We start from the raw sequence: 8593 nt of genomic DNA, 5'->3' as shown, positions 1-8593 counted from the left end.
TTGTGTTTACTTGGCTTTCAAACTATTATCTTTTCTAGGTTCGGTGCGCTTCGGTGTCGCTTCACTTTCGCTTGCTCTCCCGACCGCTTTATTAATGTAGCAACCACGAACCGCTTCTGTCAACTGTTTTGAAAAACTTTTTTGGAAAACTCTCAAAATCCCCAAGGGCGCAGCTTTTGGGCCACAATGGGTTATGCGTTGAGCGCTTAAGGAAAGGAATCTGTGAATTTTCAGTTGGTGATTGCTACATTACACAAGTTCTGGAGCGATCGCGGTTGCCTGATCGCTCAGCCCTACGATATTGAGAAAGGGGCAGGCACCAAGAATCCTCATACCTTTTTAAGATGTCTTGGACCTGAACCTTGGGCTGTGGCTTATATCGAACCTTGCCGTCGTCCCACAGATGGACGCTATGGCGAAAATCCGAATCGCTATCAACACTATTATCAGTATCAAGTTTTGATTAAGCCTTCTCCAGATAATATCCAAGAGATATATTTGGACTCGCTGAGAGCTTTGGGTATTCGTCCTGAGGATCACGATGTCCGGTTTGTAGAAGACAACTGGGAGGATGCCACAGTAGGAGCTTGGGGTGTCGGCTGGGAAGTTTGGCTAGATGGGATGGAAATCACTCAGTTTACTTACTTTCAGCAATGCGGAGGCATTGATTGTAGACCAGTCTCAATTGAGATCACTTATGGTTTAGAGCGATTAACCATGTACCTCCAACAGGTCGATGCATTGACCAAAATTCGCTGGACTGACGATCTTACCTATGGAGACGTTCACCTCCAGGGAGAAATTGAGCAGTGTGTATACAACTTTGAAGCATCCAACCCAGAGTTGTTGTTTACCTTATTTGGTCTATACGAGCAGGAGGCAGAGCAAATAGCTTTACGCGGACTTGTCTTACCCAGCCTGGATTATGTTTTGAAGTGTTCTCACACATTTAATTTGCTGGATGCGAGAGGGGTCATTTCTGTAACCGAGCGGACGCGCTACATTGGCAGAATTCGCAAATTGGCACGGCGAGTTGCTGAACTGTACTTGCAGCAACGAGAGGCACTGGGATTTCCGCTGTGTAAACTACAAGAAGCTAAAGAACCAGTAGCTCAAAACTAGCAACAAATTTGGAGCATAGGTATTTCAGTGGACTGGGTTAGATGCTTCTGAAGACGAATGCAACCTTTTAGTAAAAACGAAGTTGACAAAGGAGGTGGTAAGACGCTTGTGAAGGCAGCAGGCTGTACTAGCAGCTTTTTGGGCTTTTCGTCTTTATGCATCAGCAATAAATACAAAGAGTCTGCATTTGAAATGGATTGAATTGTGCTGGTATTGCTAGCTGTTAGCGAACATTATCTGTATGACTAATTTTGGGGGCAATCAAGTAGTGTTGCAGACAGTTCACAATTCTTACTTAGGAAGCACAGCAATGTGTATGCTGTTTCTGCACGCTGTACTGAGCTTGAGATAAGTTTGACTATCTAATGAACTTAGCCAATGGCGTCATTTTAAGTTTGGCTTATATTCTGGGCTTGCTTTCTACGGGATTACCCTGGGGGAAGTACGGAATACTAGCCTTAGGGATTGGGGCAGCTGTTGTCTTGCCCCGATTTTGGCGAACAGGCCCGAAAGCGAGAGTGTGGCTGGTGGCTGGAGTTGTCGGGTTGCTAGCGGCACTTTATTTTCAAATGCGAATGCCGCAACCAGCGGCGAATAACATTAGCAAGTTTGTGTCTGCCCAAAATATTAGAGGCCAAGAGCAGGTTGTCACTGTTCAAGGCAAGATTGCAACTCCACCCCGTCTGACGCAAAGTCAGCGATCGCAGTTTTGGCTGGAAGCGACAAAATTAAATGAGGTCAAGAACGGCAACAACAAACCTGCTGATGTCAGCCAAGGGGTAACTGGTAAGTTATACGTGACTTTGCCATTACTGCAAGCGACGGGTTTATATCCAGGTCAAGAAATAGCAGTAACTGGAGTCTTGTATAAACCTAAGCCTGCTGCCAATCCAGGAGCCTTTGACTTTCAAGCTTACCTAAAAAGAGAAGGTGGGTTTGCCGGTCTCAGCGGACGTCAAGTTAGCTTTGTTAATGAACCAGAAAAACGTCCCTGGGGATTTTGGACTATCCGGCGGCGGATCATTCAATCTCAAGTACGTTGGTTAGGCAGTCCAGAGGGTCAGCTGGTCAGTTCGATGGTGTTGGGGAATCAGGCGGTAGATTTACCCTACGATGTTCGCAATAAATTTATCCAGAGTGGTTTGGCTCATGCCCTTGCAGCGTCTGGGTTTCAAATTTCTTTGATTCTGGGTGTGGTGGTGGCTCTGACCCAGCGTTTTTCGGTGCGATCGCAATTTATCATTGGGTTCACTGCCCTACTTGTTTTTGTAGGTTTAACGGGGTTGCAGCCTTCTGTGGTTCGAGCTGGAGTGATGGGTGTCGGAGCTTTAATTGCTTTGGCGATGGAACGAAAGGTAAAGCCGCTGGGTTCGCTCCTACTTGCTGCCACTCTCTTGTTGCTGTTTAATCCCCTATGGATTTGGGATTTAGGTTTTCAACTGAGTTTTTTAGCCACCCTAGGATTATTAGTTGCAGTACCTACGGTTACAAAATGGCTGGATTGGTTACCACCCGCGATCGCATCTTTGATTGCGCTTCCAATAGCCGTTTTTCCCTGGGTTTTACCCCTACAACTTTATGTCTTTGGTCTAGTATCTCCTTACAGCATCCTGGCAAACATAATAAGCACCCCTTTAATCTCCATCATTAGTATTGGTGGAATTATCAGCGCCTTAGCATCATTGATCTGGCCCTTAGCTGGCAGTGCCTTGGCTTGGTTGCTCTATTACCCATCCCAAGGGCTGATTCTGCTAGTGGAATTTTTTTCCCAGTTACCAGGAAATTCTGTTGCTGTCGGTACCATCTCTATTTTGCAACTGTTAGCTCTATACGGACTAATTGCTCTGGCTTCGCTGAGCAAATGGTGGCGTCGGCGTTGGTGGTTTGCGGGTCTAATTGCTGCCAGTTTAGTGGTTGTCCCAGTTTGGCAGACAAAAGCAACTTTATTTCGAGTCACGGTGCTTTCTACGCCGGGAGAGCCAGTTTTGGTGATTCAAGACAAAGGAGAAGTCACCCTGGTTAATAGTGGGGATGATAGTACAGCTAATTTTACTGTGCTGCCTTTTTTACAACAGCAGGGCGTCAATCAAATTGACTGGGCTGTGGTAACAGATTCTCAACTTAGTTCTAGAAGTGGCTGGCCTAAAATTTTGGAACGGCTCCCAGTGTCAAGCTTTTATGCTAACACTGCTTCTATTGGTAAACTTTCGACTCTAGGCGTGAAGATTCCAACTCAAGCTTTGCCAGTTGGTCAGAGTGTACCAATTGGAGCTTCAGTCATCAAGTTAATTAGTAGCCAACCACCAGTAGTGCAACTACAAATCGGCAACCAGATTTGGTTAGTGGTGGGAAATTTTAAGCCAGAGGAAAAGGAAAGAAAGTTAGCGCTTCTGAAACAATTACCTCCAGCCCAGGTGCTTTGGTGGTCTGGAGAAAATTTACAAGCTGATATATTGCAAAAGATGCAACCCAAGGTAGCGATCGCTGCCTCCGCAACTATCGATCCAGAAACGACGCAAGAGCTGCGAAAAATCAAAACCCAAGTCTATACAACCGAGCGTGATGGAGCAGTCCAGTGGACTCCTAGTGGTAGGTTTGAGACAACGCTGGAAGCAACGGAAAACGATGTTGGTATGAGCTATTAGGAATGGGGAGTAATATTTTCCGGCTGTAGAGGTAAAGCTTAAATAGATAACTGACCTAGCACTCAGACTACCCCGATTGAGACAATAAGATTTGCTGCTCCTGGCAGAGCGTTACCGAAATCGGCGCAGGCGCTTTGGCTTACGTTTCAACTTGATTGCTGCCATTATCAACTTTGAGCTTGCCTCCTCTTCCTATTCATGCAAGAGGTCTATTGAGCCTTTTTTATAACCGTTTAGGAGATTTGAGAAACAAGCTTTTACAAAGCACTGTTGGGCATTACTCATTCAAAAAATGATTGAGGCTTGAAGCGAAACAATTTTAATTTTAAAATATTCACCTGCAATTAAACAAATGACCCCCGTATTTCTACGGTTTTAGAGGGAGAAGAAGTATTTCAGCGAGAATTTATATTTTTTCCGACATTTTTTTCGATAGCTTATTTACCGAAAGCCTCTACCCGATGCTAATAATGTTTTTCAGAACCCTCTCCAGAATGGAAACTACTCAACCTGCCTTGATAATAAATGGATATGCAGTGACGATTACCTCAAGTCGCGGCATGATGCTTTACTGGAAATTATTCGTTAGGCAGAAGAGATTGACGGAATTTAGTATATACTGATAATGCTGAGTTATTAACCTTTGGTTAATAAAGATAGCGCTTGGAGAGGTGGCAGAGTGGTTGAATGCGACTGACTCGAAATCAGTTGTGGCGGCAACGTCACCGGAGGTTCAAATCCTCTCCTCTCCGTTGAATTCAGACAATTAGTGAGATGGGCTGAACGCCTAGATTTGGTGGCGTCACGCGACCAATTATTTGGCTGTAGGTATATCCCAAAGTTTTGAGTGAGGCGACACAAGCATCAGCGCGTTCATCTGGAATCGCAGCTAAGAGTCCGCCAGAAGTTTGGGGATCGAATAGAAGAGGGTAAGTAGCGCGATCGCTAACTGCTGATAAATTGCTAATCTGGCGGGATGCCCGTAAATTCTGCGGGTGTAAAGAACTCACAATTCCCATTTGCAGCGTTTCCAAGGCACCTTCTAGAACTGGGATAGCTTCTAAATTGAACTCCACCGCCACCTGAGATGCTTGGATCATTTCCAGTAAATGCCCCAGCAATCCAAATCCTGTAATATCCGTACAGGCAGTAACTCCATGTTTTAATAAACACTTAGCGGCTGCTTGATTTGACAGCAGCATCGAGTGGACTGCATCATCAATCCATCGACCTTTTGCTTGCAAGCTCATCTGCGCAGCAAATAGAGTTCCCGTTCCTAGCGCTTTGGTCAAAATTAGCACTTGCCCCGGCTTCATACCTCCTTTTCGTAGCAGCTGATTGGGATAGGCTAAGCCGTTACAGGATAAACCAAAAGTTAGTTCTGCTCCTTCTGTGGTGTGTCCGCCTACCAGAGGTGTTTGCGACTGTTGCAGCACTTTAGCAGCACCCGATAACAGTTGATAAAGGGTTTCCTCCTGCTTTTCTTCCCAGGCGTAGGGAATAGTGGCAATTGCCAGCGCACTCTGAGGAGTAGCACCCATTGCAAAAATATCGCTTAAGCAATGATTAGCGCTAATTTGAGCAAAGATAAACGGGTCATTAATTAGACTTCGGAAATAGTCTAGGGTATGAACCATCACTTGATCTACTGGCACCTTGACTACGGCAGCATCATCTGGTGCATCAAGTCCAATTAAAATATCTTCACGATTACCAACTTCAGGGTGTTCTAATTTAATGCGGTGTAGGACTCGTTCTAATGTTGTACTACCGACTTTAGAACCGCAACCAGCGCAACGCATTGGGGGATTAGGGATTGGGGATTGGCTGTTGGGGATTGAGGATGGGGTGATGGCTGACATTTCCGGCAAGTTGTGAAAGCGTGCCATAAATTCGCGGTCAATGCGGTCTTTCCAGTGCCAAAACAAGCGCGATTCCCAACTAAAAGCTCCCCAAGAAGCGATCGCTTGACCATCCCCTGTACCAATTAAACTAAGATATTGTTTCTGCGGCTTATACGGCTTAAGTGGCTTTCCTAGTAACGTCCGTCGCAGGTTGTTAAACAGTGGCTTCCCCTGACGTACCGCAAAAACTCCCGCTTTCGGACGGGGATGATGAATCATTGTGGCAATATCACCAGCCGCAAAAACTTGGGGATGAGAAAGCGATCGCAAGGTATCATCTACCTGGATAAAGCCTTTGGAATCGGTAGCCAATCCAGATGCTTGCAGCCAACGAGGTGCCGATGCTTGTGTTACCCAAAAAACCCGACACTCAGCAGAAGTTGCAACGTTAGGGCATTCAACTACTAAACCAGACTCACAAATAATCTTGCGCGGTTGAACTTCGCACACCTTTTCCTCTAGATGCAACTCAACCCCACGCTGGATCAAAATTTTCTGAAGACGCCGACCCACCCAGCGGTTATAGTTTGGTAAAAGCTCAACACCACTATGGAATAGATGGATTTCTAGATTTTCCAGAGACTGCTGGGAATGCTCAAGAAATTGCTGCAACCGAGATTGCATTGCCAGCGCCAGTTCCACTCCACCAGCACCTCCACCCACAATGCTAAGTTGTATTGGTTTTTCAGGTATTTCTGCAACAATTTTCAGCAGTTTATCCCATTCACTCAACAATTTTACGACGGGTTTCGCTGGAATAGCGTACTCCGCTGCACCTGGTATAGATATTGTGGCTGGGGTACTGCCGATATCAATTGATAACAGATCAAATGCAACATCTGGATGGTTAGCACAGATGACTTTATTATTTTCCAAATCCAGACCAATCGCTCGGTCAAGATAAAATTGCGCTTGGGCAAATTGGGCAAGACGTCGTAGATCAATATGACTTTCATCGTAGCCATAAAAACCTGCCACATGACCGGGCAACATACCAGAATAGGGGGTATGAGAAGTGTCTGTAATCAGCGTTAGGCGGACTCCCGGTAACGGTTTCATACCAAACATTTTTAACACAATGGCATGGCTGTGTCCGCCACCGATTAGTACTAAATCTTTAACAATTGGAGAGATTACCTGCATTTAAAAGCCAATGTTTAAATTTTTTAAAGTAACGAGATGCCATCCCTATAGATCGTGGTAATTAATTCAGAGCTGGCAAAGTGCGTAGCACGTATTCCGCCGTCACTTTTCAAGTTACACTACCTTGTGGAACGGCAAAACTGAACATTTAACCTCATGATTGACCTTTACACCTTCACGACACCAAACGGGCGCAAGGCTTCTGTCATGTTGGAGGAAGTGGAACTTCCTTACAACGTCCATAAGATTGACATTACGAAGGGAGAGCAATTTACCCCAGAATTTGTCGCAATTAATCCGAATAGCAAGATTCCCGCGATTGTTGACCAAGATACTGGCATGACGGTTTTTGAATCGGGTGCTATCCTGATCTATCTAGCAGAGAAAACTGGAAAATTCTTACCTAAAGAACAAAAAGCTCGCTTTCAAGTGCTGGAATGGCTGATGTTTCAAATGGGAGGCGTCGGGCCAATGTTTGGTCAGTTAAACCATTTTAAGAAGTTTGCTCCAGAAAAGATTCCTTACGCAATTGAGCGGTATGAGAAAGAGACTCTACGGCTTTACGGTGTCTTAGATAAACAGTTGGCAGATCGGGAATTTATCTGCAATGAATACTCGATTGCCGATATTGCCACATTTCCTTGGGTTGCTAGCTATGAATTTCAAGGTTTAACCCTAGATAATCATCCAAATCTTAAGCGCTGGTTTGAAACAATTCAGCAGCGTCCAGCCGTACAACGGGGAATGGCAGTTCCATAAGAAAGCAAAAGTTAAGAAGAAAAATGTAAAAAAATAGGGTGGGCACTGCCCACCTATTTATTTTAAGTATAGGCGCTCGCCTATACTTACCGTCAGACACGGAAGGGTTATCAACGATAGACCAAAAATCGGTAAGACAGCTCCCATTACTTCTTATATTTATCCAAATATTGGGCAATTTTTTTAATTATTTATTGTCCTTATTTTCGCTCAAATCTAAGTAAAAATAAATCTTCAAATCAAAGTAAAAATATCCTAAATCATCCCAAATAAGCTTTCATAACCCGCTCATCCTTAAGCAAGTCAGAAGATTTTCCTGTCAAGGTGATACAACCAGCTTCAAGTACATATCCTCTATCAGAAATTTCTAGAGCCAGATTAGCGTTTTGCTCAACTAAAAGGATAGTTACCCCTGTATCGCGGAGATTTTGAATAATGGAAAAAATTTCTCTGACAATTGTAGGGGCAAGACCCAAGCTTGGCTCATCTAATAGTAACAGTTTTGGACGGCTCATCAAAGCACGAGCGATCGCTAACATTTGCTGTTCGCCACCGCTGAGTGTCCCAGCAAGTTGATTGCGACGTTCTTTCAGACGTGGAAACATCTCAAATTGACGATTAATATCAGCCCTCACGACGTCCTGATTGGAGTGGATATAAGCACCCAATTCTAAGTTATCAAAAACAGTTTGTCGTGCTAATACTCTACGTCCTTCCGGAGAATGAGCAATTCCTAGCCGCACTACTTCATGAGGTTGGCGATGAGTAATATTGCGACCGCTGTAAATAATGCTACCAATTCGGGGATTGATTATCTTAGAGATAGCGCGTAGGGTTGTACTTTTTCCAGCGCCGTTGGCACCAATAAGAGTGACAACCTCGCCGTTATTGACAGTCAAACTAATATCGTTTAAAGCCTGAATTCCACCATAATTAACAAAAATATTTTTAAGCTCAAGCAGGGTAAACTTTTCTTGCCCATCACCTGATTCTCTGGATTTATCAGCGTTCATCAGCGTT

At 44.5% G+C, this 8593-nt stretch carries 5 protein-coding genes and 1 tRNA gene; 4 read left to right on the top strand and 2 right to left on the bottom strand.

Going from position 1 to position 8593, the window contains the following annotated elements; genetic code table 11:
• The first annotated feature begins 222 nt into the window (after positions 1–222).
• From glyQ to NC997_RS26430, 3 genes are all read left to right on the top strand, one after another.
• Complete coding sequence (glyQ, locus tag NC997_RS26440) at positions 223–1122, top strand: glycine--tRNA ligase subunit alpha (protein WP_190415998.1); 900 nt, start codon at positions 223–225, stop codon at positions 1120–1122.
• 365 nt (positions 1123–1487) lie between these two features.
• Positions 1488–3767 (top strand): ComEC/Rec2 family competence protein, encoded by a 2280-nt coding sequence (locus tag NC997_RS26435; RefSeq protein WP_190524771.1) that lies wholly within the window; start codon positions 1488–1490, stop codon positions 3765–3767.
• Positions 3768–4432: 665 nt separating this feature from the next.
• Positions 4433–4519: transfer RNA gene (locus NC997_RS26430), tRNA-Ser, on the top strand.
• Positions 4520–4525: 6 nt separating this feature from the next.
• Here NC997_RS26430 and selD read toward each other — a convergent pair.
• The gene (selD, locus tag NC997_RS26425) at positions 4526–6814 is read right to left on the bottom strand and encodes a selenide, water dikinase SelD (protein ID WP_190524769.1); all 2289 of its coding nucleotides are present in this window, start codon (positions 6812–6814) and stop codon (positions 4526–4528) included.
• Between the two features lie 156 nt (positions 6815–6970).
• Between selD and NC997_RS26420 the strand changes: the two genes are divergently transcribed.
• Positions 6971–7573, top strand: coding sequence for a glutathione S-transferase N-terminal domain-containing protein (locus NC997_RS26420; protein WP_190524767.1), 603 nt, complete (start codon positions 6971–6973; stop codon positions 7571–7573).
• 260 nt (positions 7574–7833) lie between these two features.
• Here NC997_RS26420 and NC997_RS26415 read toward each other — a convergent pair whose 3' ends face one another.
• On the bottom strand, positions 7834–8586 hold the full coding sequence (locus NC997_RS26415; RefSeq protein ID WP_190524765.1) for an ABC transporter ATP-binding protein: 753 nt from the start codon (positions 8584–8586) through the stop codon (positions 7834–7836).
• Positions 8587–8593: the final 7 nt, after the last annotated feature.

The sequence above is a fragment of the Trichocoleus sp. DQ-A2 genome (genome assembly GCF_039961915.1).
Lineage (GTDB): Bacteria > Cyanobacteriota > Cyanobacteriia > Cyanobacteriales > FACHB-T130 > FACHB-T130.
Note: the sequence above shows the minus strand (reverse complement) of the source record. Positions and strands in the feature narration are given on the sequence as shown.